Origin of the sequence: Halobacillus trueperi (genome assembly GCF_003386945.1) — a bacterium.
Taxonomy (GTDB): Bacteria; Bacillota; Bacilli; order Bacillales; family Halobacillaceae; genus Halobacillus; species Halobacillus aidingensis.
This window is the reverse complement of record NZ_QUAE01000002.1, coordinates 386,210-407,531: the sequence shown is the minus strand read 5'-3', so window position 1 is coordinate 407,531 and position 21,322 is coordinate 386,210. Positions and strand designations below refer to the sequence as shown.

20 protein-coding genes and 2 tRNA genes are annotated in these 21,322 nt (G+C 41.8%); 19 read left to right on the top strand and 3 right to left on the bottom strand.

The annotated features are described in order from the left end of the window. The first annotated feature begins 122 nt into the window (after positions 1–122). A complete protein-coding gene (gene uvrC / locus DYE48_RS04680; RefSeq protein ID WP_115822608.1) occupies positions 123–1,922 on the top strand; it encodes an excinuclease ABC subunit UvrC in 1,800 nt (599 codons plus the stop codon). 24 nt (positions 1,923–1,946) lie between these two features. Here uvrC and DYE48_RS04675 read toward each other — a convergent pair whose 3' ends face one another. Beyond that, a complete protein-coding gene (locus tag DYE48_RS04675; RefSeq protein ID WP_089652713.1) occupies positions 1,947–2,390 on the bottom strand; it encodes a YslB family protein in 444 nt (147 codons plus the stop codon). 282 nt (positions 2,391–2,672) lie between these two features. Between DYE48_RS04675 and DYE48_RS04670 the strand changes: the two genes are divergently transcribed. The 14 genes from DYE48_RS04670 to DYE48_RS04605 all read left to right on the top strand — a co-directional run bounded on the left by DYE48_RS04670 (position 2,673) and on the right by DYE48_RS04605 (position 15,397). Continuing rightward, positions 2,673–3,293, top strand: a complete 621-nt coding sequence (locus tag DYE48_RS04670) for a succinate dehydrogenase cytochrome b558 subunit (protein ID WP_115822607.1) — start codon at positions 2,673–2,675, stop codon at positions 3,291–3,293. A gap of 62 nt (positions 3,294–3,355) precedes the next feature. Continuing rightward, a complete protein-coding gene (gene sdhA / locus DYE48_RS04665) occupies positions 3,356–5,107 on the top strand; it encodes a succinate dehydrogenase flavoprotein subunit (RefSeq protein ID WP_089652711.1) in 1,752 nt (583 codons plus the stop codon). Between the two features lie 14 nt (positions 5,108–5,121). After that, complete coding sequence (gene sdhB, locus DYE48_RS04660) at positions 5,122–5,886, top strand: succinate dehydrogenase iron-sulfur subunit (protein WP_089652710.1); 765 nt, start codon at positions 5,122–5,124, stop codon at positions 5,884–5,886. Positions 5,887–6,612: 726 nt separating this feature from the next. After that, complete coding sequence (locus DYE48_RS04655; RefSeq protein WP_115822606.1) at positions 6,613–8,937, top strand: sensor histidine kinase; 2,325 nt, start codon at positions 6,613–6,615, stop codon at positions 8,935–8,937. After that, positions 8,934–9,584 carry a response regulator transcription factor gene (locus tag DYE48_RS04650; RefSeq protein WP_115822605.1) on the top strand — a complete coding sequence of 217 codons (651 nt, stop codon included), beginning with the start codon at positions 8,934–8,936 and terminating at the stop codon, positions 9,582–9,584. Before DYE48_RS04655 ends, DYE48_RS04650 begins: the two co-directional genes overlap by 4 nt. Before the next feature lie 94 nt (positions 9,585–9,678). Further along, positions 9,679–9,903: a helix-turn-helix domain-containing protein gene (locus DYE48_RS04645; protein ID WP_008635211.1), complete on the top strand. Its 225-nt coding sequence runs from the start codon at positions 9,679–9,681 to the stop codon at positions 9,901–9,903. A 203-nt stretch (positions 9,904–10,106) separates the two neighbouring features. Beyond that, a complete protein-coding gene (locus DYE48_RS04640) occupies positions 10,107–10,544 on the top strand; it encodes a MarR family winged helix-turn-helix transcriptional regulator (RefSeq protein WP_167449446.1) in 438 nt (145 codons plus the stop codon). Positions 10,545–10,565: 21 nt separating this feature from the next. After that, on the top strand, positions 10,566–11,387 hold the full coding sequence (gene racE / locus DYE48_RS04635; RefSeq protein WP_115822604.1) for a glutamate racemase: 822 nt from the start codon (positions 10,566–10,568) through the stop codon (positions 11,385–11,387). A 276-nt stretch (positions 11,388–11,663) separates the two neighbouring features. Then, positions 11,664–12,776, top strand: a complete 1,113-nt coding sequence (locus DYE48_RS04630; protein WP_115822603.1) for a GerMN domain-containing protein — start codon at positions 11,664–11,666, stop codon at positions 12,774–12,776. 140 nt (positions 12,777–12,916) lie between these two features. Continuing rightward, positions 12,917–13,675: a ribonuclease PH gene (rph, locus tag DYE48_RS04625; RefSeq protein WP_089652705.1), complete on the top strand. Its 759-nt coding sequence runs from the start codon at positions 12,917–12,919 to the stop codon at positions 13,673–13,675. A 1-nt stretch (position 13,676) separates the two neighbouring features. Beyond that, positions 13,677–14,270 carry an XTP/dITP diphosphatase gene (locus DYE48_RS04620; RefSeq protein ID WP_115822602.1) on the top strand — a complete coding sequence of 198 codons (594 nt, stop codon included), beginning with the start codon at positions 13,677–13,679 and terminating at the stop codon, positions 14,268–14,270. Positions 14,271–14,284: 14 nt separating this feature from the next. Continuing rightward, positions 14,285–14,809, top strand: a complete 525-nt coding sequence (locus tag DYE48_RS04615) for a metallophosphoesterase (protein ID WP_115822601.1) — start codon at positions 14,285–14,287, stop codon at positions 14,807–14,809. Between the two features lie 266 nt (positions 14,810–15,075). Next, a tRNA-Gly gene (locus DYE48_RS04610) sits at positions 15,076–15,149 on the top strand. 174 nt (positions 15,150–15,323) lie between these two features. Beyond that, positions 15,324–15,397 (top strand) — tRNA-Arg (locus DYE48_RS04605). Between the two features lie 346 nt (positions 15,398–15,743). Here DYE48_RS04605 and DYE48_RS04600 read toward each other — a convergent pair. Beyond that, positions 15,744–16,133 (bottom strand): thiol-disulfide oxidoreductase DCC family protein, encoded by a 390-nt coding sequence (locus DYE48_RS04600; protein ID WP_115822600.1) that lies wholly within the window; start codon positions 16,131–16,133, stop codon positions 15,744–15,746. A gap of 381 nt (positions 16,134–16,514) precedes the next feature. Between DYE48_RS04600 and DYE48_RS21100 the strand changes: the two genes are divergently transcribed. After that, complete coding sequence (locus DYE48_RS21100; protein ID WP_167356075.1) at positions 16,515–16,679, top strand: hypothetical protein; 165 nt, start codon at positions 16,515–16,517, stop codon at positions 16,677–16,679. Positions 16,680–16,762: 83 nt separating this feature from the next. Here the strand turns inward: DYE48_RS21100 and sda are convergent, their stop codons facing one another. After that, positions 16,763–16,909, bottom strand: a complete 147-nt coding sequence (gene sda, locus DYE48_RS04595) for a sporulation histidine kinase inhibitor Sda (protein ID WP_202410038.1) — start codon at positions 16,907–16,909, stop codon at positions 16,763–16,765. A gap of 351 nt (positions 16,910–17,260) precedes the next feature. On the opposite strand from sda, the gene DYE48_RS04590 reads away from it, so the two are divergent. From DYE48_RS04590 to clpX, 3 genes are all read left to right on the top strand, one after another. Beyond that, positions 17,261–18,241, top strand: a complete 981-nt coding sequence (locus DYE48_RS04590; protein ID WP_115822599.1) for a tetratricopeptide repeat protein — start codon at positions 17,261–17,263, stop codon at positions 18,239–18,241. 150 nt (positions 18,242–18,391) lie between these two features. Next, complete coding sequence (gene tig / locus DYE48_RS04585) at positions 18,392–19,678, top strand: trigger factor (RefSeq protein ID WP_115822598.1); 1,287 nt, start codon at positions 18,392–18,394, stop codon at positions 19,676–19,678. Between the two features lie 334 nt (positions 19,679–20,012). After that, entirely contained in the window at positions 20,013–21,290 is a 1,278-nt protein-coding gene (clpX, locus tag DYE48_RS04580) for an ATP-dependent protease ATP-binding subunit ClpX (RefSeq protein ID WP_089652698.1), read from the top strand. Positions 21,291–21,322 lie beyond the last annotated feature (32 nt).

Below are 21,322 nucleotides of genomic sequence, written 5' to 3'. Positions count from 1 at the left end.
TTGCGTACTTTCAATCACTCGAGACGTTGCTTAAGTTGGTCCAGACGAATTGAACCTGCATACTTGTTCCATAGTTGTGGTATTTTTCAATATATAATCTGCAAGTCATGGAGTGAACTTTTATGAACTCAACAATTAAAGAGAAACTGGCTGTACTACCGGACCAGCCCGGTTGTTATTTGATGAAGGATAAGAATGATACAGTCATCTACGTAGGGAAGTCTAAAGTGTTAAAAAATCGAGTTCGCTCTTATTTTACTGGAGCACATGACGGTAAAACACAGCGACTTGTCCGTGAAATCATCAACTTCGAATACATCGTGACCACTTCAGAGATTGAAGCTTTAATACTGGAAATGAATTTAATAAAAAAATACGATCCAAAATACAACGTTTTATTAAAAGACGATAAAACGTACCCATATTTGAAGGTGACCGCAGAGAGACACCCCAGGCTGATTGTTACAAGAAACGTGAAAAAAGATAAAGGGAAGTATTTCGGTCCCTACCCAAACGTCATTGCTGCAAGGGAAACGAAAAAACTATTGGATCGATTGTATCCATTGAGAAAATGTAATACCATGCCCGACCGTGTTTGTCTTTATTACCACATGCATCAGTGCCTGGGACCATGTGAGTATAAGGTATCCAAACAAACCAATGAAGAAATTGTACAAAATATAACCTCCTTCCTAAATGGGGGCCATACGGAAATAAAGAAAGATTTGAAAAAGCGTATGCTCGAAGCTTCAGAAGAGCTTGATTTTGAACGTGCGAAAGAATTGAGAGATCAAATTGAGCATATTGAATCTGTCATGGAACAACAGAAGATGACGATGAATGATCAAGTAGACAGGGACATCTTCGGTTATTCCTATGATAAAGGGTGGATGTGTGTACAGGTCTTTTTCGTCCGTCAGGGCAAACTCATCGAACGGGATGTCACGTTGTTTCCATTTTTCGATGATCCAGAAGAAACGTTTATCAGCTATATCGGCCGCTTCTACTTGCACCAAAACCATCCATATCCTAAACAAGTCCTCGTCCCGGTTGCAACGGACGTCGATGTTTTAGAAGGAGCATTAGATACGAAAGTCCATATTCCTATGCGTGGTCGGAAGAAAGAATTGGTTGAGCTTGCGATGAAAAACGCAAAAATATCTTTGGAAGAAAAATTTGCTCTGATCGAACGAGATGAAGAGCGAACCATTAAAGCCGTTGAAGCACTTGGAAATCATCTTCACATTGAAACACCTCACCGGATCGAAGCTTTCGATAACTCCAATATACAAGGGGCAGATCCTGTTTCAGCCATGGTTGTTTTCATTGATGGAAAACCACATAAGAAAGAGTACAGGAAGTATAAGATCAGGGATGTAGAGGGTCCTGATGACTACGAAACCATGAGAGAAGTGATTCGAAGGAGGTACAAGCGGGTGTTAAAAGAAGACCTGCCCCTCCCTGATTTAATCGTCATCGATGGCGGGAAGGGTCAAATGACGGCAGCTCTTGATGTCCTTGAGAATGAACTCGGTGTTGATGTTCCTCTATGCGGCCTAGCTAAAGACGATAAACACAAAACCAGTGAATTATTATACGGGGATCCCCCAAGCCCTATCGATCTTGATCGTCAGTCTCAAGAATTTTATCTTGTCCAGAGAATTCAAGATGAGGTTCACAGATTCGCCATTTCCTTTCACCGACAGCTTCGAGGCAAGGGTGCCATTCAATCTGAACTGGATCGTATACCAGGGGTCGGCCAGAAACGAAGGCGCTTATTGTTAAGACACTTCAAGTCTGTAATGGAAATTAAAAATGCAGATATTGAGGATATTACGAGATTAGGTGTTCCGGAACCTGTAGCTAATACGATTCTCATCCATTTGAATCAGGATAACGTAGAAGAACCAGCTGAAGAATAACAGCTGGTTCTTTTCTTTCTTTATTTATCCTTTTAGTGCTTTAATTTCAACATAGTTCTCTTTGTGGTTTTTCTCTTCAAAACATTCATATGTATAATCACTAATTTGGCAGATGATTTCTGCCATGAACCCACATTCCATGCGGAACTCGACTTCGAACATTTTTTGATTCAGCCGCTTCTCTATCATATGGCCGCTCAATTTAAAAATCATTTCTTTTCTCTTTTCTTTGACTAAAACAAGTTCACCCCAGCCCATGTACTGGAAAAACTCATAGAGCTCATCCAAGGTGCTGATTTCTGTCTGTCTAGCCATGTTCTTCCCCATATAATAAAGGAGGTAGGGGGCATCTTTCCCTAAGAAATCCGGGAGGGTGTAATAACGCATCAAATCAAAACCTGCGCCTGTCCCTACAAGCGATGAAATGTTGCCGGTTGTTAGCTTCGTAGATTCTTTCAAAACGCTCATTCCTTTCTCTCCTTATTATCACTCGAAACAAGGTTTGGTGCAATAAAAATTGTCCCTTTTCATCGAAAGGAAATAAATGTGTATTTTTGAGCAAATTATGAACGTGCTTTCTTGACGCTTATACGGGATAGAAGTACAATAAACATGTCACAAATTGTACATTGGTCAGACAAGTAAGAAGGGAACAGGGGCTTTTCCTATTATTTTTAACGCTAAATTAAAGCGCTTAACTGTCTGAAAAATGTTCATATTCAAACTGTTATCATCTTGAGGGGGGTAAATATGGCGGGAACACGCGGATACGTTAATCGAAGACTGCATTCACTTTTGGGAGTCGTCCCAATCGGGATCTTTTTGATCCAGCACTTGACTGTGAACTTTTTTGCAACACGTGGACCAGAAGCATTTAACGCTGCAGCTCATTTTATGGAGAGCTTGCCATATCGTTATGTACTGGAGACTTTCATTATCTTTTTACCACTGTTGTTTCACTCTATTTACGGAGTGTATATTGCTTTCACAGCGAAAAGTAATTTATCTAACTTCGGTTATTTCAGGAACTGGATGTTCATCTTCCAACGGATCACTGGAATCATCACACTCATATTCATTGCATGGCATGTATGGGAAACGAGAATTGCTATTGGTTTCGGTTGGGCAGAATTGAACTATTCGTTGATGGAAGGCATCCTTACTGAACCTTTCTTCTTTTGGTTCTACATAGTAGGGGTCATCTCAACGACTTTCCACTTCTCTAATGGTCTTTGGTCGTTCTTTGTCAGCTGGGGAATCACAGTATCACCTCGCTCACAGAAGATTATGACCTATGCAAGCATCATTATTTTCCTTGCGATCTCTTATGTTGGTGTTCGTACACTGATTCAATTCGCATATGGCATATAATCAATGAAAATTTTAATCACGAAACGGTAGATTTTTAGTATTCAAGGGAGTGAGCTTCAATCATGACAAACCGTAATATTGTTGTTGTCGGTGGTGGTTTAGCCGGCCTAATGGCAACAATTAAAGCAGCAGAACAAGGGGTTCACGTGGACTTGCTTTCCATTGTTCCTGTTAAGCGTTCTCACTCTGTATGTGCCCAAGGCGGAATTAACGGGGCAGTTAATACGAAAGGGGAAGGCGATTCCCCATGGGAACACTTTGACGATACAGTTTATGGGGGCGACTTCTTAGCGAACCAGCCTCCAGTAAAAGCGATGTGTGATGCAGCACCAGGAATTATTCACTTGCTGGATCGTATGGGCGTAATGTTCAACCGTACTCCGGAGGGATTGCTTGATTTCCGTCGCTTTGGTGGAACGCAGCACCACCGTACAGCATTTGCCGGAGCAACAACCGGTCAACAGCTTCTTTACGCTCTTGATGAACAAGTGCGTCGCCATGAAGTGAATGGCCTTGTAACGAAATATGAAAACTGGGAATTCCTATCCGCCATTGTCGATGATAAAGGTGTAGGTCGAGGTATTATTGGTCAGAACCTTAGTGACCATGAAATTAAAGCCTTCCCAGCAGATGCTGTCATCATGGCAACAGGCGGACCTGGAATCATTTTCGGTAAGTCAACGAACTCTGTCATCAACACAGGATCCGCAGCAGGTGCCCTTTATCAGCAAGGCGTAGACTATGCAAACGGAGAATTCATTCAAATTCACCCGACAGCGATTCCTGGGGATGACAAATTGCGCCTTATGAGTGAATCGGCTCGTGGTGAAGGTGGACGTGTATGGACATATAAAGATGGGGAGCCATGGTATTTCTTAGAGGAAAAATATCCGGCTTATGGAAACCTCGTACCACGTGACATTGCCACACGCGAAATCTTTGATGTTTGTGTCAATCAAAAGCTAGGGATCAATGGTGAAAACATGGTGTATCTTGACCTTTCTCATAAAGATCCGAAGGAATTGGACGTCAAGCTTGGCGGAATCATTGAAATCTATGAAAAATTCGTAGGAGATGATCCGCGTAAAGTACCGATGAAGATTTTCCCTGCGGTGCACTACTCCATGGGTGGAATGTGGGTCGATTATGACCAGATGACCAATATCCCAGGAATTTTCGCTGCCGGAGAATGTGATTATACTCAACACGGTGGGAACAGACTCGGGGCAAACTCACTTCTTTCTTCCATTTTTGGTGGAATGGTAGCTGGACCGAATGCTGTTAAATATATTGATGGATTAGAAACACTGGCGGATGATATGACATCCAAACTGTTTGAAGAGAAAGTAAAAGAAGAACAGGATAAATTCGAGGAAATTATGAATATGGATGGCGATGAAAATGCTTACCAAATTCATAAAGAGCTTGGGGAATGGATGACGGACAACGTTACGGTTGTCCGGGAAAACGAAAAGCTTCTGAAAACAGATGAAAAGATCGTAGAATTGATGGATCGTTACAAACGAATCAACATCAATGATACTTCTCGCTGGAGCAACCAGGGAGCCATGTTCACACGTCAGCTTTGGAACATGCTCCAGTTAGCGCGTGTTATTACTCAAGGCGCATACAACCGTAATGAAAGCCGTGGCGCCCATTACAAGCCAGAATTCCCTGAACGTAACGACGAAGATTGGCTGAAGACAACGGTTGCTAGCTTTGATAAAGAAAACAATAAGCCGGTATTCCGTTATGACGAAGTCGATACATCCTTAATCGAGCCTCGTAAACGTGATTACTCGAAAAGTAAATAAAGGAGGTAACGATCATGAGCGAAAATAAAACGGTCACGATGATCATTACTCGTCAGGACCACCCTGATGAATCATCTTATGAAGAGAAATTCGAGATTCCGTATCGTGAAAATATGAACGTCATCTCTGCGCTTATGGAAATTCGTCGTAACCCTGTCAATGCAGATGGTGAACCGACGACTCCTGTTTATTGGGATATGGGTTGTTTGGAAGAGGTATGTGGCGCTTGTTCCATGGTGATCAATGGCACACCTCGTCAATCCTGTACAGCACTTGTTGACCAACTCGAACAGCCGATCCGCTTGGCTCCTATGACGACATTCCCAGTCAACCGTGACCTGGCAGTTGATCGCAGCCGGATGTTCGATTCATTGAAGAAAGTTAAAGCCTGGATTCCAATTGATGGAACATACGATCTAGGTCCAGGACCTAAGATGCCAGAAAGTAAACGTCAGTGGGCTTATGAGCTATCCAAATGTATGACATGTGGAGTATGCTTGGAAGCTTGCCCGAACGTCAATAGTAAGTCGGACTTCATTGGACCTGCTCCATTGTCTCAAGTTCGTCTGTTCAACTCCCACCCTACAGGAGAGATGAATAAGAGTGAACGTTTGCAGACAATCATGGATGAAGAGGGTCTAATGGGTTGCGGAAACGCACAAAACTGTGTACAGTCATGTCCTAAAGGAATTCCTTTAACGACTTCCATTGCTGCCCTTAACCGTGACACAGCTATTGAATCTTTCAAAAGCTTCTTCGGAAGCGACCAACGCGTCTAATATTACTAAAGAAGTCTCCATTTTATATGGAGGCTTCTTTTTTTGCCTTTTCTACTTCTTCCAAAACGCTTCAGTTTCTTGAAGACTCAGTTTCGAGATGTTTGTGTGGATTTAGGGGCTACGGGGAATGGCTCGCTTTCTTTAGGGGTGCAAGGAGCACCTAACAAAAATCCTTAAAGAAGGCCTTGCTTAGCTGAAATAATGAAAGATAAATCCTTGCCATGGATACGGGGTCTGGGAAACGACGATTTGCAATGTTTTGAATCAGTCATTAGAAAAACACACGCGTTTGTGTCTCCATTCTTTTTTCATGCGGACGTTTCCCAGACCCTGTTCCCACGCCTTATTCGTGCAGGATGTATGGTTAAAACAACTCTATAACGGCGTGGGTGAACAGGCTTTCATTACAGAGCTCGGCAGGTTACTGCTCAAGGGATTTCGAGAACCTCGTATGGCAAAGGGGCGGAGGGAAACGGTGAGACTCCTATGGGGTGTGCGGGACAGCTGAGACCCTGGAAGGCGTGGCCTGAGGAGGCTCAGCGCCCGCCCCATGGAAAGCGAACCTTTTCCCGCAGCCCCAAGAATTGCACAAACATCTCGAAATCAAGTCTTCAAGAATCCTGCCATATTGCTGAATAATATATGGAAAAAAGACTATGGGTTGTAGGCTGTAAGTTCCATAGTATAATAGACTTGGTTGAATAATGTACGAAGGTGGATTTATACATGTTTAATTTCAAATGGTCTCAGTGGTTGGTTCTATCCTTTTTCATTTTGTCCGCTTGTTACATGATCGTATTATCCGTCACCCAGCCCTACCTTGGAATCAGCGTAAACGAAAGACAAGGAAAATGGGTGGTGACCTCTGTACACAGTGGAAGTTGGGGAGACCGTCATGGGGTTCCGCTTGGAGGAGAAGTCCATTCGATAAATGATGAACCCCCAGAGGAACATCGTTCTGTTTCAATGTTCAATGAGCTGGAAGGAGCGAACTCATTTTCAATACAACATAATGGACAAGAGACTTTCTACAGTGACATTGAAAATTCAAGTCCCATTCATTGGTTATTGTACATTGTCATTCCCGCTCTTTTCTTTTTAGTTATTCTGGGTATATCCTACCTTGTTCATAAACGAGTACCGAAGAGGTATTCAGCAGAACAGTTGATTTTGTTCTTTCTAGCTATCGCTACTGGATATTTAAGCAACAGTGGCGCGGTAAGGGATGATTTGTACGGTCTATTTTTAAACACAGGGTTATTTTTGTTTTCCCCTGTGATTTTAATCCATTTTTTATATAACTATTTTCAGGAATTGAACATTTATTGGTTTTCAAAAAAAATTGTGTATTCGTTATACCTCACTGTAGGGTTTGTATCGTTACTTGAAGGTTACTTCCTGACTATAGAATCTTATCCAGCATTCTTTGACCCGATCCCCGGCGGCTTGCTTTTGGTTTTGTATATTATCTCGTTTTTTATCATTTACCGGGGACTGTATATTCACAAGAGTGCAGCGGTGGGTCCCATTTTTAAATACATGGCCATAGGGATGACGATTGCGTTCTTTCCTTATATTTTTCTTTATTTGATTCCTGCCCTTGCTTTTGGAGTGAAGGTGATTTCACTTGAAGTTGGAGCTATGTTTCTTATCGCTCTACCAATTACCTTCATGTATTTGGTAACGAGAGAAAGATTGATTGATATTGACTTTGTCATGACGCGTGTCCGGTATTATATGATCCTGTCTGTCCTCCCGAGTTTAGCTCTGATGTTTACGATTGGCTGGCTAGTTGAAGAAGATTTATACGTGATCAGTTACATTCAAATGTTTCTGCTGTTCCAATCTTCTTTCGTCTTATTTTTATCAGTAAAAGAAGTGTTGGATTTCAAACTGCAGCGTTATTTGTTTTCTGCTCGTTATGGTTATCAGGAGAGTATGCACCGGATGGCTCAGGACATGAAGGACCAATCCAATGCGGTCGATTTAATGAAGGTCATGCGTGATGAAGTGAAAAATGTACTGAATGTTCGAGATATTTATATTTATTCCAAGCATAATAAACGAAATATGTACTGTGTGTATGACCAGATTCCCAGGGATATCATCGACCATTTTGATGAGCATCTGAACAATCACCATCATGATATCGGTTCAGTGATTGAAACGGAGAAAGGGTTTGGAGTCATTGTAGGCTACTCGTTAGAAAAGCTGACCATGATGTGGTGCAAAGGGAAGAAAGATTACACAACCTTGAACCGAGATGAGAAAACGTATTTGCAAACCATCTCTCATAATGCAAATATTGCGATTCAAAATATGAACACGATTGAAGATTTATTAAAAGAACTTCGTAAATTGAGAAGCGGCCAGACACAAAAATACCCAACATGGCTTTCAAGGTTATTGTTTACGATCGCTGAAAATCAAAGAAAGCAGCTTTCCATTGATTTGCATGATACGGTGCTGCAAGAGCAACTGTACCTTTATAGAAAGATGGATGATTTGATCAGGCACAGAAATGATTTAACCCCAAGTTTGCATGCAGAGTTGATGGTTTATAAAGAGTCTCTCCTTGACAGTATTCACTTGATTCGTGAGACATGTAATGAACTGCGTCCGGCATTCATTGAGGAAATGGGGCTTGTTCAATCATTAAAGAATTTGATTCATCAATATCAGCTTCGCTCGAACTTTACGGTCTATTTCTCGGATGAACGTTTTGATGCAGAATTGGATCAAGAGCGGATCTTAGCTATCTTCAGAGTTGTTCAAGAGCTTTTGACGAATGCTATGAAACACTCGGATGCAAAAATTGTCAAACTATCACTATCCAGCCAAGAGAATCAAGTGATGCTTTTATACTCAGATAACGGAAAAGGCATGGACTATTCCGTTCAACGTGATTTGTTCTCGCATATTGGGTTATCTGGGATCGAACAAAGGGTTAATGGTCTGAATGGACATCTGGAAATAGAAACCGCATTAGGCGAAGGGTTTAAAACGATGATTACGTTTCCAATTGAAATAAAAAGGGAGGTCCAAGTATGATGAATGTGTTAATTGTCGATGATCATCCTGCTGTAGGCGCAGGAACGAAATCGATGCTCGAGCAAGAAGGGGACATGCAAGTGGATGTCACTCATGAAAATCAAAATGTAGAACCCCTTTTAAAAGAAAAAAATTATGATATCGTCCTATTGGATTTATACATGCCGGGGATAAACGGAATTGAGTTGGCGAAGAAAATTCGGAAGTCTTACCCTGATCTGAAGCTGCTTATTTATACAGGATTTGATTTGAACACCCATTTCAATATGTTAGTGGAAGCGGACATTAATGGTTTTGTCAGTAAAACGGCAACTAGTGAGCAACTGGTAACCGCGATTCGTTGTGCATGCAGGGATGAGGTAGTTATTCCTATTCATTTATTCAAACAGTTGAGAAGATCAGAGGCCAGTGTAAGCACTCCTTCTGAAACAGAAGAAGGCAACGGTTTTTCTTTGAATGAAAAAGAACAGTCCATTTTACAGGAAGTAGCGTCTGGTTATACGAACAGAGAAATTGCACAAACCCTTCATATGTCGCAGCGAAGTGTAGAATACACCTTAACTGGTATTTTTAATAAACTGAATGTAAGGTCGCGTACAGAAGCGCTCTTCAAAGCGCAAGAACTCGGGCTTGTGTCTAAATCATGAAAGCGTAGCACAGGGCGACCTTCCTGTTCATACGATACAGAGACTAAATAATTCCCCTCATATAAGCTCAGGGACAACAAGGAGGGGTACGCTTGTGAAGGAGGACGGCTATCGGCCAACACAAATTCTTACCAAGCGGGAGCGAGAAGTTTTCGAGCTTCTAGTACAGGATAAGACGACACGTGAGATCGCAAAAGAGCTCTTCATTTCAGAGAAAACTGTGCGGAATCACATCTCGAACGCAATGCAAAAGCTAGGGGTGAAAGGACGTTCCCAGGCAGTGGTAGAACTACTGCGCATGGGAGAACTGGAATTGTGATCTCCATAGAACAGCTAACCATTGCTATTGAGATGGAGGGGGTCCTTTCAGGTAGGGTCGCGTTTAACGCAGCCATACCTGAAAGGGTTTTTCTTATAAAGAGAAGTTAGACCTTGAATTTTTCTGCTCAAACCATGAGAATGAGATTTATAAAAGTATTTTCGTTAGGAGTGCTGAATGTGACAAAATCACAACAGACGACCATGATGGCTGATGTAGAGAAAGAGTTAAGATACATAGCCGGGATTATTAAACAAAGAGGACGAGTTATCTTAAATCATTATCCAATTACAGCTCCACAATTCGTTGCTCTCCAGTGGCTTTTGGAAAAGGGAGACATGACGATAGGAGAGCTTTCCAACTATATCCACCTTGCCTGCAGCACGACGACAGATCTTGTTGACCGAATGGAAAAGAACGATCTTGTAGAGAGAGTTCGTGACCCTAAAGACCGTCGTGTTGTCCGTATTCATGTCTTGGAAAAGGGAGAGAAAATCATCCATGAGGTGATTGAGAAACGGCAGAATTACCTCGAAGAAGTCTTGAAGGGCGTGCCGGAAGAGGATGTAGAAACACTCAACCGCTTACTCCACGTTCTCCACGAAAACATGAAAGAGACAGACAAGGAAACAGACAACTAAGATATAAAAGAGGGATGCGAATTGAAACAACCGATAGGAGTCATAGATTCAGGCGTGGGCGGTTTAACGGTGGCAAGAGAGTTGATGCGTCAATTACCCAAAGAGACTTTTCTTTATCTAGGCGATACAAAAAGGTGTCCATATGGTCCTCGCTCAGAGGAGGAAGTTCGAGCATTCACATGGCAAATGGTCAATTTCTTATTAGAGAAAAACATTAAGATGTTGGTGATTGCCTGTAATACAGCCACGGCCTATACGCTTACAGAACTTCAGGAGACGCTGAATATTCCTGTTATCGGTGTCATTGAACCCGGTGCACGTGCAGCGATTAAATTCAGCCGTAATAAGCGAATTGGTGTGATCGGTACGGAAGGAACGATTGAAAGTAAAGCCTATCCGAATGCACTCGTAGAGATTGATCAAAACATCCGGGTCAATGGACTCGCCTGTCCTCCTTTTGTACCTATGGTGGAAGACGGAATTCTATCCGGTCCAAAAGCTGAAGGGATCGTTTCCAATACCTTGCAGCCTCTGAAAGAAATGAATCATATCGACACCCTTATTTTAGGGTGTACCCACTATCCATTGATCAAGGATCTCGTGCAAAAAGAGATGGGAAATCATATTCAAGTGATTAGTTCTGGTGAAGAAACGGCAAGGGAAGCTAGTTTGATCCTTGCTTACCATAAGCTTTTAGAAAAAGGGAATGCTTCTCCTGTTCATGAATTTTATACGACGGGAGATATCGAAAAGTTCCGCCTGGTCGCAAACAGTTGGTTTGAGGAACCCGTACAAATTCTTAAATCCGTTCGAATTGAACATGTTCCGAGCTCTGCTTACTAAAGCAGAGCTTTTTTAGAGTGTGTTATGTGAAATGGTGATCAAAAAGCCTGGCACCTCAGAGAAGTATTTTGGTGCCTGTCACTACTTTTAGAGCTAGGGTGCCAGGCACCGGTATACCATTTCGAGTGCCTGGCACAGATATTAAAAGTCAAAGATGAACCAGCCGGTGTTCACTTTTTTTAATAGAAGTCTCATTTTCGTTCATAAAATTCTCTGGTCTAATCCTTCAGGGGGCTCGTATATATGGTAGTACAATCTATCTCAGGAGGGAAAACTATGAAGAATTACGGCTACAAACCCTTCATACTCGCGGTTTTATTACTGCTGAGTGCAGGGTTACTTTCAGGCTGCCTTTTTGAAGGAGAGCAATCATTAGAGAAAATGGATACACCTGAAGAGGCGGTTACAACAACGCCAGATCCGAGTAGTGATGAACCTCAACCTGAAGGAGAAGGTGAAAATACAGAAGGGGAAGAAGGAGAAGGGACAGAAGGAACAGAAGGTGATGCTTCTTCAGCCACAGTCGCTCGTGAAGTGTATTTAATGGACGCGAACGGCATGGTTGCCCCGCAGACACTAGAACTGCCAGCCTCAGAAGAGGTGGCGACACAGGCGCTTGAGTATATGGTAAAAGATGGTCCTGTGACGAACTTACTGCCAAATGGTTTTGAAGCGGTTCTCCCTGCTGGAACAGAAATTCTTGGAGTTAACGCCAAAGAGGATGGAACGCTTGTTGTAGATGTGTCGGAAGAATTCAAAAATTATGCGGCTGAAGATGAAGAGAAAATTTTACAAGCCATGACCTATACACTGACTCAGTTCGAAAATGTGAAACGAATTAAGCTTTGGATCAACGGTCACGAACAGCAAGTGATGCCTGTCGACGGGACCCCGATTTCTAAAGGGATCTCCCGTGCTGACGGGATCAACCACAGTGTCGGTAACAACACAGATATTATGAACAGTGAAGCGGTGACGGTTTATTTCCCTGCCCAAAACGGGGAACAGGTTTATCAAGTTCCTGTGACCACTCGTGTAGCTAAAGGAAGTGACGAATATACCGCGATGGTACAGGCGTTATTGGAAGGTCCTGAACTCGGAAGTGCACTAATGAATCCTTTTAATGAAGGAGCGGAATTGGTCAACTCTAAGCTTGAAAACGGAGTGCTGACGGTTTCCTTCAATGAAAACATACTGACAAGTGTGGAGGAGCAGCCATCCTTATCTGATGCGGCGTTAGCGAGTCTTGTTATGAGCCTTACTGATCAAGCAGATATTGAATCAGTCGAAGTCCATGTAGATGGAACGGAGCATGTGTTCAATGAAGCTGGAGAGCCATTGGCTGAACCAGTTACAAGACAGGATATCAATGGCGCTGAAGCCATGTAGTCGCAAAGTATAGTCAAGAAGCGCTTCAAAAGTGAAAAGCTTTTGAGGCGCTTTTCCATTTGAGCTTTAACTACCTCACGCATGTAATTTGTGTTAAGATGGGCAAGGATAATGGTGTAGGTAAAAGGAGGTCGTTACTGATGAGAAATGATCATCGGGAAGTCAACGAACTAAGAAAAGTAACAATCGAAACGGATTATGTGAAGCATCCAGAAGGGTCCGTGCTGATCAGTTTTGGAGATACGAAAGTAATTTGTAATGCCAGCGTAGAGGATCGTGTACCTCCTTTTTTACGTGGACAAGGAAAGGGCTGGATTACAGCTGAATATGCAATGCTGCCTCGTGCAACCGAACAAAGAAATATACGTGAGTCGTCAAAAGGAAAAGTTTCTGGGCGTACGATGGAAATCCAACGTTTGATCGGACGTTCTCTCCGGGCCGTTGTTGATTTAGATAAAATCGGCGAACGTACCATTTGGGTCGATTGTGATGTGATCCAGGCTGACGGAGGAACACGCACAGCTTCCATAACTGGTGCATTCGTTGCTGTCGTTATTGCCTTAGGCAAATTAGTGAATAAAAAAACGATCAAAGAGCTGCCTATAACAGATTTCTTGACTGCTATCTCTGTAGGTGTATTGCCTGATGGAAATGAGATCCTGGACCTTTGTTACGAAGAAGACAGCAAAGCACAGGTGGATATGAACGTCATCATGACTGGAAATGGTGAATTTGTTGAATTACAGGGAACTGGAGAAGAAGCAACATTCTCCATGCAGCAGCTGCAAAAGATGTTGTCCCTCGCTGAGGAAGGCGTTACAGATCTAATCAAACTCCAGGAAGAAGCAATCGGAGAATGGTCAGACGTCATCCGTACAAAAGCAGAGGCGGCTAAGTAAAATGAAGGAACTAATAGTGGCGACGAAGAACCCAGGTAAAGTAAGTGAGTTCCGTCAGATGTTTTCCAAATACGACATATCTGTAAAATCCCTATTAGATATTGATCGTTCCATAGACATAGAAGAAACAGGATCGACATTTGAAGAAAATGCGGTCATTAAAGCGGAAGCGATGGCAGAGCATTTTGAAGTTCCTGTGGTGGCTGACGATTCAGGTTTGGAAGTCGATGCATTGAATGGGGAACCGGGCGTTTATTCCGCCCGCTATGCAGGAATAGAAAAAGATGACGGCAAAAATACAGAAAAACTCTTAAAACAACTCTATGGCGTACCTGAAGAAAAGAGAACGGCACGCTTTGTATGTGCTGTAGCAGTTGCGAGGCCAGGAGAAAACACATTTGTAAGAAGAGGAACGTGTGAAGGCACTATCGCTACCGAACCTCAAGGCACAAATGGTTTCGGTTATGATCCTGTATTCATACCGGAAGGGTCTTCACGTACGATGGCTGATCACTCCTCTGAAGAGAAGAACGCAATCAGCCACCGTCACCACGCCATAAAACAAATTGAAGAGTGGTTGAAAACTCAAAGCTAATCGAGGTGAGTCGTATGCCGAAAGTTTTAATTGTGAGTGATACCCACGGTTTAAAAAACGAAGTGGTGGAAATCAAAGAAAGACACCGGGATGTCGATGCCATGATCCATTGTGGAGATTCTGAACTCGCTTATGATGCTGAAGAGCTTGAAGGCTTCACTTATGCAAAAGGGAACTGTGATTTCGAACCAGAAATGGAGGAAGAACAAACCCTTCAGGTAGGAGAAGTGAGGTTTTTGGTAGTTCATGGACATCTGCATCAGATCAAGTCAACGTTGATGCCCCTCTCTTATCGTGCAGAAGAAGTCGGTGCCCAAGTCGCCTGCTTCGGCCATTCTCATTTAGCAGGAGCAGAAAAAGTTGGCGACACACTTTTCATCAACCCAGGAAGCGCAAGGCTCCCGAGAGATCGAGAAGAGCCGACGTATGCGATTTTGGAATGGAAAGATGTAAATGACGTGCAATTGCAATTCTATCATGTGAACGGGGACCCTATGCCCGATTTACAGATGACAACAGAATTTGCAGCGAAGAATTAAATTCTTTGCTGCAAACCTGTTGACTTTCTCCCGTATTCTTAATATAATAATTCTTGTCCGCTTCACAAGACATCAACAAAAACTTGTTTTCTTACAAGCTAACTTTTTCTATGCGGGTGTAGTTTAATGGTAAAACCTCAGCCACGAGCAGAGCTTCTACCGAATAAGCTACGAGTTGCCCCGACGGATAAACTTCCTTGAGTAATCTAGAAGAGGAAGGGGCATAAATGGAACGACCACAAACAAAGCTAATAATTTTTAACTGCGCGGGTGTAGTTTAATGGTAAAACCTCAGCCTTCCAAGCTGATGACGAGGGTTCGATTCCCTTCACCCGCTCCATTACATATTTTAAACTTTAATGAGTATGTCCCAGTAGCTCAGCTGGATAGAGCATGATCGAATATGCTTCGAAGTGATACGTCAACGTACCGATTTCAAAGCTTCTTGAATTCACCCAAGAAATCGGGACGACAGCCGACAAAAGTTTGCGCATCCAATTACATACTATTACATGTCCCAGTAGCTCAGCTGGATAGAGCAACAGCCTTCTAAGCTGTGGGTCGGGAGTTCGAATCTCTCCTGGGACGCTAAATGAAAAAAGCTGCTACCTTTGCAAAAGTAAAGGTAGCAGCTTTTTTATTCAAAACGTATAATAAATAGTGGAGTTCCTCTTTAGAAATAAGTAACAGAGAAAGCCTACAGTCCCAAACAATTTTAATATTGTAAGAGGGGAAGAAGAAGAAACCCTTGGTAATTTTATATGAATCAGCTCTTTAGTCGTGTACCCAAAATTCTAATGGTAGGAAAGTGTTCCACTCTATCTATGAAACTCAAGCGTATGTAATTAAGTTAATGAATTCTAAGTGGATTATTGTTTTATATAACGAAGGAAGCGTCCTGTTTTTAGGACGCTTCTTTTTTGTACCAAGAAGTTCATAAGAAGCGTTTCTTAATTTCTGGTGAAGGCAGTTGACAGACTTCCTGTTTACCGAACCATTTGTAACGATTTTTAGATATGAGATTGTAAGCCCAATCCCTTATCTTGTTAGGGACAATAATCAAGGCAAACCCGATCTTCCAAAAACCCTTCAAGGACTTACTTATTCTCAACGCAGCCGCGGATTGAAGATAAGACTTTGAACCTTCAATTAGGACGATACTGTCCACTTCATTTGGAATTTTATATTTCATCATAAACGATTGTCCGACTTCGCTTTGTTGAGATGCGAATTTGAAACGTCCTTTAGGATCTCTTTTAATAATGAACTGCACGCTTTGGTTGCAAAAATTACATTCCCCGTCAAACAGGACGATCCGTTCCATATTCAATCACCTCTCCAAACATTTTATCATGTTTAGTATCAGAGGCTCCAAAAAAGATTTGCCTAAGGTGACGCACATATCATGTCTTCTTCATACGCTATGGTGTAGAGGAGTGATTCGTTTGATGGCCTTCGCTTATATCCTAATTGGTGTGTTTTTTTGCTTCCAACAAAAAGAACCGATAGACCAGAGTAGAGAAGAGCGGTCCTTATATATGTTTGTGTTATTAGGGTGGGTCATTCTTTGGCCGTTATTCTTAATCCGTTTATTACTTAAAGGTAAATAAAGGATAGGCAACATGGTTTTAACTCACATACGTGGTCCTTCTCCCGCACACAATAGAAATGGCTATTAAGCCAAGCGATTTGAGGAGTGATCAGGATGGAGAAGAAGAATGTTCAGTGGTTGCCGATTGTCGCTTCTATCGGCATCGGTGCTGCCACCTACAGCATGATGACTGGTCAGGCAGGGCAGTTGCAGAACGTTATCCCAAGCATTGCTAAAATGTCTGGACAACGTCAAAGCAACCCAACCTCTAATCAATAAAAGAAAGGGTGTGCTTTTTCAGCACACCCTTTCTGTATTCTCTATAATGACGTTCCCATTTCGAGCGAACGCTTGATGTCGATTCATGTAAGTTGGAGATTTTCTTTAGGCAATTCCATAGATCGCTTATCAATTTCTTTCGTCAATAAGTGGACGAATTCATCATCTAATTGAAGTTTCACGGACTCTATGTACGTTTCCAGCAATGTTTGATCATCTAGCAATGACAAAACGATACATCCCCTTAAATTTAATAATTCGGTGAAATTTTATTCACATTCATTTATTTTAGCAAAAAAAACGAAATCATCATGAGTATAAAGTCCTGTTTTTGCTAATATGAAACAAATTTGGATATTATATTGAGATAAAGTTCAAGAATGCTTTTTGGAAGTGTTTATTTGTGTCTGTCCATAACGAATGATGACGAATTTCCCTTTTAATTCAGATACAAAAGTGTTTTCTTTGTGTTTGTTGTGAATATACTTTAGTATATCCTAATAAGCTGAATGAATAGAGGTTTGAAAAATATACAATAAGGTTAAAATGAGGGAAGTATAAACTCTAGGGAAGGGTGTCTTATGGAAAATAAAAACGGGAACTTAGTGATGTTCCCAAAATGGAAAACCGCACTGGAACGAGTGGGGTTGGAAGCATTGAAGGAAAAAAGGTATAAAGATGCTTCAGAAGCTTTGGAGCCCCTTGTGGAGTATGGCGTTGCAAATGCGGATGTCATTACAGGACTTCTGATGAGTTGGATTGAACTTGGATTGTTCGATGAAGCGGAAGAATTATGTCAACAGCAAATGAAGGAAGAATACGAACAGTACTACCATTATTTACATATCTATATTACTATCTTATTTCAAAGTAACCAGTATGAAGAAATCATTAATCTTTTGGAAGAAGTGTTCGAATCAGAGGATATTCCTCATCAAAGCCGCACTCAACTCTGGCAGATGTTTGAGGTGAGCCGGAAACTTCTGGAAGACCGTCATAAAGAAGAGGGTACGAAGTATTTTGATGAATTTAAGCATGCATTGGATTCAGATGATATACATAAGCAGTGGCAAGCGATTGATCAATTGAAAAAACAATCCCCTGACCTTTTTGCGGATGAGTTTCAACGTGTCTTAATGAACGAATCGGTCCACCCGATCATTAAATCTTCCATTTTAGAATGGTTCAGAGATGCAGGTTGGAGTCAGGAGCTCACCATCAAGAAATTTGGCCAAACATCTACTGTCGTCCCTTCGGAATTAACACAGCTTCATTCTGATTACATCATTAAACAGATTCAAATGAGGCTCGGTCAAATTGAACAAAACAACCCAACGATGTATGAGATGATTAATCGTCTTTTATATCATTATTGCTATGTACGATATCCAATATTTCCTAATGAAAAGGAAGTCCCGATTCTTGTCGAAGCCCTTAAACAATTAGGTCATGATTATTTACAGCTTCCATTGTCTGTGAATGAAGAATTGGAAAACGTAGAGAAGTACAAATCTGAAATCGAACTATGTGAACAGCATTACGTATTGATCGTTGGGGAATAAATAATGAAAAAGGTCACGTCTTGAAAGGCTGTAGGATTATGTTATAATGTAGTGGTTGCAAACGAGATTCGTATGTAAAAAGAGTCATAGAATCATCAGATCATCGTCTTCGGACGAAAATGAATGAATAGATGTTGGAGGGAATTTTTTATGTCAGCAAAATGGGAAAAGCAAGAAGGCAATCAGGGGACTTTGACAGTAGAAGTACCTGCAAGTGAGTTCGATAAAGCACTTGACCAAGCCTTCAAAAAAGTAGTTCAACAGGTACAGGTACCTGGTTTCCGTAAAGGTAAAGTACCTCGTAAACTTTTCGAACAGCGTTTCGGAGTGGAGTCTCTTTATCAGGATGCGCTTGATATTGTTCTTCCACAAGCTTACACAGAAGCTGTTGAAGAAACAGGAATCGAACCTGTCGATCGTCCAGAAGTAGACGTGAAACAAATCGAAAAAGGCCAAGACCTTGTATTCACAGCAGAAGTTACTGTGAAGCCTGAGGTTAAGCTTGGCGATTACAAAGGCCTTGTCGTAGAAGAGCAAGATACTGAAGTATCAGATGAAGATGTTGAAAACGAACTGAAGCAAATGCAAGAGCGTCAAGCAGAGCTGGTCGTTAAAGAAGATGCAGCTGTTGAAAATGGCGACACAGTCGTTATGGATTTCGAAGGTTTCGTTGATGGCGAAGCATTCGAAGGCGGACAGGCAGACAACTACTCCCTAGAAGTTGGTTCTGGCTCCTTCATCCCAGGTTTCGAAGAACAGCTAGTTGGTAAGAAAGCAGGAGAAGAAACAGAAGTTGAAGTAACTTTCCCTGAAGAATACCACGCGGAAGATCTAGCTGGTAAATCTGCAACATTCAAAGTCAAGATTCACGAAGTAAAAGGAAAAGAACTTCCTGAGCTTGATGATGAATTCGCGAAAGATGTCGACGAAGATGTCGAGTCTCTTGAAGAACTGAAGACGAAAACTCGCGAGCGTCTGGAAGAGCAGAAGAAGACAGATGCTGAAAACAGCAAGCGTGACACGCTTGTAACGCAAGCATCTGAAAATGCAGAAGTTGAAATTCCTGAAGCTATGGTGGATACAGAGCTTGACCGCATGGTTCAAGAATTCGAACAACGCCTTCAAATGCAAGGCATGACAAAAGACATGTACTTCCAATTCACTGGTCAAGACGAAGATGCCCTTCGTGAGCAAATGAAAGAAGATGCAGCGAAGCGTGTGAAAACGAACTTGACTCTTGAAGCAATCGCAGAGGCAGAAAATGTTGAAGCTTCTGAAGAAGATGTGAATGCTGAACTTGAGAACATGGCTTCCATGTATCAAACAGACGTTGCTCAATTGACGCAAATGCTTGGCGGAAATACAGATATGATCAAAGAAGATCTTAAAGTCCGTAAAGCCATTGACGTTCTAGTTGCAAATTCCAAAGCTGAATAATAAACTAAGAAGACAAGGTGCATGATCGTACCTTGTCTTCTCATATATTTCTATATTATAGAGTATAGAGGTAGAGATTAATGGGGAAGATAGTTGATACTTCTCCAGCTGTTTACATACAATAGTAATGGTGCTCCATTGTTTGACTTATCTGCAGTTGAATTACATAATGAGGATGGTGCAAGAAAGGTTGCGCACACCTCTGAAAAGGTATTGCTTTTTTGTTTGAAGTTAATCTGATATGATGGGCAAAAGAAGTGAAGTGGAAGCGTAAGCGTCGTATCATGAAACTTCAGTCGCAACGATTGCGTCATTATAATAAGGGGTGAAACGAATGTTTAAATTTAACGATGAAAAAGGACAGTTGAAATGTTCTTTCTGCGGTAAAAGTCAGGAACAAGTCCGTAAGCTTGTAGCAGGGCCTGGCGTATATATATGTGATGAATGTATTGAACTTTGTACGGAAATCGTTGAAGAAGAGTTAGGTAATGAAGAGGAAGTGGAATTCAAAGAGGTACCGAAGCCTCAAGAAATCCGCGAAATTCTTAGCGATTATGTCATTGGCCAGGATCAAGCCAAAAAGAACCTGTCTGTAGCCGTATATAATCACTATAAACGTATCAATGCAGGTGTGAAAAATGATGATGTAGAACTTGCGAAAAGTAACATCCTCATGCTTGGACCTACAGGTAGCGGTAAAACCTTACTTGCTCAAACATTGGCACGTATTCTGAATGTACCATTTGCCATTGCTGATGCCACTTCCTTAACAGAAGCCGGTTACGTCGGTGAAGATGTTGAAAACATTCTATTGAAGTTGATTCAAGCAGCAGACTATGATGTTGAGAAAGCAGAAAAAGGAATCATTTATATTGATGAAATCGATAAAGTTGCCCGTAAATCAGAGAACCCATCCATCACAAGAGATGTATCTGGTGAGGGAGTGCAGCAAGCGCTATTGAAAATCCTCGAAGGAACTCAAGCGAGTGTACCGCCCCAAGGTGGACGTAAACATCCTCATCAAGAGTTCATCCAAATCGATACAACTAATGTGTTGTTTATCGTTGGAGGAGCTTTTGACGGAATCGATCAAATCATTAAACGTCGTCTAGGGCGAAAAGTGATCGGCTTCGGTTCTGAGCAAGCAGCGGATGAAGCAGAGAAGAAAGAATTGCTCACAAAAGTACTTCCAGAAGACTTGTTGAGCTATGGTTTGATTCCGGAATTCATCGGTCGTCTACCGGTCATCGGCAGCCTCGAGCAGCTTGATGAAGATGCGCTTGTAGAAATTCTTACAAAACCGAAGAATGCGCTAGTGAAGCAATATCAAAAGCTTTTCCAAATCGACCATGTCGAATTGGAAATGGAAGAAGATGCGCTTCGTGAGATCGCACGTCTAGCTATAGAACGTAAGACAGGGGCTCGTGGATTGCGCTCTATTATCGAAGGAATCATGCTGGATGTCATGTATGAACTTCCTTCACGTGATGATATTGAGAAATGTATCATTACGAAAGAGACAGTCACTGCTAAAAATGGGCGTCCTAAGCTGGTCTTGACAGATGGTACTGTTGAAGATGAGAATAAACAATCTCCTAAAGAGAGTGCGTAAACCTTAGGGAATAAAATCCAAGAAGCCGTGCT

What these genes read in the sequence shown, in the direction of transcription:
- DYE48_RS04620 (WP_115822602.1), top strand. Translation starts at nt 13,677, where the DNA reads ATGAAGGAACTAATAGTGGCGACGAAGAACCCAGGTAAAGTAAGTGAG.
- sdhA (WP_089652711.1), top strand. Translation starts at nt 3,356, where the DNA reads ATGACAAACCGTAATATTGTTGTTGTCGGTGGTGGTTTAGCCGGCCTA.
- uvrC (WP_115822608.1), top strand. Translation starts at nt 123, where the DNA reads ATGAACTCAACAATTAAAGAGAAACTGGCTGTACTACCGGACCAGCCC.
- DYE48_RS04600 (WP_115822600.1), bottom strand. Translation starts at nt 16,133, where the DNA reads ATGGAACGGATCGTCCTGTTTGACGGGGAATGTAATTTTTGCAACCAA.
- rph (WP_089652705.1), top strand. Translation starts at nt 12,917, where the DNA reads ATGAGAAATGATCATCGGGAAGTCAACGAACTAAGAAAAGTAACAATC.
- sdhB (WP_089652710.1), top strand. Translation starts at nt 5,122, where the DNA reads ATGAGCGAAAATAAAACGGTCACGATGATCATTACTCGTCAGGACCAC.
- DYE48_RS04675 (WP_089652713.1), bottom strand. Translation starts at nt 2,390, where the DNA reads ATGAGCGTTTTGAAAGAATCTACGAAGCTAACAACCGGCAACATTTCA.
- DYE48_RS04670 (WP_115822607.1), top strand. Translation starts at nt 2,673, where the DNA reads ATGGCGGGAACACGCGGATACGTTAATCGAAGACTGCATTCACTTTTG.
- DYE48_RS04655 (WP_115822606.1), top strand. Translation starts at nt 6,613, where the DNA reads ATGTTTAATTTCAAATGGTCTCAGTGGTTGGTTCTATCCTTTTTCATT.
- clpX (WP_089652698.1), top strand. Translation starts at nt 20,013, where the DNA reads ATGTTTAAATTTAACGATGAAAAAGGACAGTTGAAATGTTCTTTCTGC.
- tig (WP_115822598.1), top strand. Translation starts at nt 18,392, where the DNA reads ATGTCAGCAAAATGGGAAAAGCAAGAAGGCAATCAGGGGACTTTGACA.
- DYE48_RS04650 (WP_115822605.1), top strand. Translation starts at nt 8,934, where the DNA reads ATGATGAATGTGTTAATTGTCGATGATCATCCTGCTGTAGGCGCAGGA.
- DYE48_RS04640 (WP_167449446.1), top strand. Translation starts at nt 10,107, where the DNA reads ATGATGGCTGATGTAGAGAAAGAGTTAAGATACATAGCCGGGATTATT.
- DYE48_RS04590 (WP_115822599.1), top strand. Translation starts at nt 17,261, where the DNA reads ATGGAAAATAAAAACGGGAACTTAGTGATGTTCCCAAAATGGAAAACC.
- DYE48_RS21100 (WP_167356075.1), top strand. Translation starts at nt 16,515, where the DNA reads ATGGAGAAGAAGAATGTTCAGTGGTTGCCGATTGTCGCTTCTATCGGC.
- DYE48_RS04615 (WP_115822601.1), top strand. Translation starts at nt 14,285, where the DNA reads ATGCCGAAAGTTTTAATTGTGAGTGATACCCACGGTTTAAAAAACGAA.
- DYE48_RS04630 (WP_115822603.1), top strand. Translation starts at nt 11,664, where the DNA reads ATGAAGAATTACGGCTACAAACCCTTCATACTCGCGGTTTTATTACTG.